Below are 2073 nucleotides of genomic sequence, written 5' to 3' on the forward strand. Positions count from 1 at the left end.
CATGACAGGCATTTCTAAGAGTACGCTTATAAGGGCTAAAAGAAAATAATTCCCTATTTGCTCTACTTTTGGCCGAAGAAGGTACGTAACCGAAGAATGATGGTTAGCAATCAGTAAAGCACTATATAATAGAAGAAACACGGAAAAATAGTAACTATTTGAAAGCAGATAATCTTTTATTTAAAGAAAGTAATGTAGTACTCGTTACGATTAAAGGGTGGCATTGTCCGATTACGTTAGGGATACAGGTAATTGGAACTCTACTTTGCAAGAGGGAGACATTGTTTCAGACTATAAAAGGTTATGTTTATTAAGAGCATCATAATTTCTATACAGTAAAATAAAAGTTCCCCTTCTAATATTCTTGAAGAGCCATCAAACTCATTAAAGATAAACTAATGCTCTATGTAAAGGTTCTTCCAAACTATATTTCCAACTTCAAGACCTTTTTCGGTTTGATTATTTAAAATAACCTCAAAATTATGCTTCTTATAAAAGTAAACTAACCTATCTAAGTGTTCACTATCTACTCTCGATAACCAACCACTGATAGTATTAGAATCTCTATTCGTAGCAATTTGTATCAGATTACTAAGAAGTATGCTTCCATAACCGTGATTAGTAAGAGATTCATCTATATCAATATCCGCTAGAGAGATATTCTGAAAGGTTTCATTGAAAAAAGCCTTTAGCAGAGGATCAGGGTAATGAACTCCCTTGTTACTAACAATTCTTATGCCTAGTATAATGCTAGTTTCTTCTTCTTTTGAAACGTCTTCATAGAAATGTCTATACAGTAGTAATCGTTCTTCTTCTTTTTGAAGAATTGATAGTACTTCGAAACCCCTCTTTATTATTAATTCCGATTGGTATTTTAACTCGTAATTAAGGTCGTTTTTCCGCTGTAATCTTACTATTCGATCTCGTTTAAATAATTGATTAAGTATATCCATAAAACACCGCGTTTCTTTTTTAATAGTTTATAAATAAAGAAAGTATTTAAAACCGAAAATACGTTCGATTCCCTTGTATTCTATTATATATTTTATGATACAATTTAACTACAGGATTTTACAATATTTAAAATTAGTGGGAATTCGAATGGCAGTCATTAACAGATTCTGATATAGGCTATTTCAAAAGGCTATAAGAGGACTTTGTAATGATTTCAAAATATAGAGGATTAGGGAGAGGTTTAAATGAGTCTATTTCTTCAGGTGGGAGCAAATACAGTTTTAAGTTCTCCAAAAGGTAATGTTACTGTTAGCTACGAAATTTCTAATTCGAAAGATATTTCTTTAACAGCTTTCCTTTTAACTGATTCTGACAAGGTACAAGGAGATAGTGGAATTATATTTTATAATCAACCAAAGAGCTCTTCTGGTGTAGCTACCCTTATACCGTCTGAAAACGTAGGTAATACAATAGTACATACAATCAATTTTGACATGAGTAAAATCCCTGAAGGTATTACTAAAATAGCTATAACTCTTACAGAGGATAATAGCACGGGATTTTCAAATGTAAAGAACTTAAAGGCCGAGATATATACCAATAATACTATTATCCAGTTAACTCCATCTGGTTTCACAAATGAAAATGGAATTGTAGTATTAGAACTATATCTAAGGAATGGTCAGACAAAGGCAAAATCAATCTGGCGCGGATTTGATTCTGGGCTTTCGGGGTTATGTGAAAATTACGGTGTTGAGGTTGAGTCTGATAAGCAAAACATGCCATCTGAACCTAAAACTATTCAAAAACAAACCCAAAAAGAACCTGATAAGAATCTAGATTTTACTGAAAATAAAAATAGACAAAATACGTTGGCAGCGATAAGCCTTGAAAAGGTAAAGGGTAAGATAAGTCTCGTCAAAGGCCAAAAGTCAGTTATCATTGAAAAGACACCAGAAATTACTGCTACGGTATCTTGGAAGACTGGAACAGATTATGATATATATGCTTTAGTCTATACAAAGAATGGTGAGCAGATAGATGTAGCTATGTTTGGAGCAGAAGGAACACCTCCCCTCAGGAGTTTTGGCAACGGAGCAGTGGAACATATGGGGGATG

Annotated in this window: 2 protein-coding genes; one reads left to right on the forward strand and one right to left on the reverse strand. The window is 33.2% G+C overall.

Annotation, left to right across the window (positions count from 1 at the left end; translation table 11 throughout):
- Window positions 1-395: 395 nt before the first annotated feature.
- Entirely contained in the window at window positions 396-953 is a 558-nt protein-coding gene (locus AC06OU_RS11570) for a hypothetical protein (RefSeq protein ID WP_475855927.1), read from the reverse strand.
- Between the two features lie 246 nt (window positions 954-1199).
- On the opposite strand from AC06OU_RS11570, the gene AC06OU_RS11575 reads away from it, so the two are divergent.
- Window positions 1200-2073, forward strand: an 874-nt coding sequence (locus tag AC06OU_RS11575; protein WP_475855928.1) for a TerD family protein, incomplete at its 3' end; no start/stop codon positions are given.

The organism is Psychrobacillus sp. (genome assembly GCF_056205495.1).

Excerpts from the sequence above, each read along its gene's own strand:
- AC06OU_RS11570 (WP_475855927.1), bottom strand. The coding sequence starts at position 953 with ATGGATATACTTAATCAATTATTTAAACGAGATCGAATAGTAAGATTA.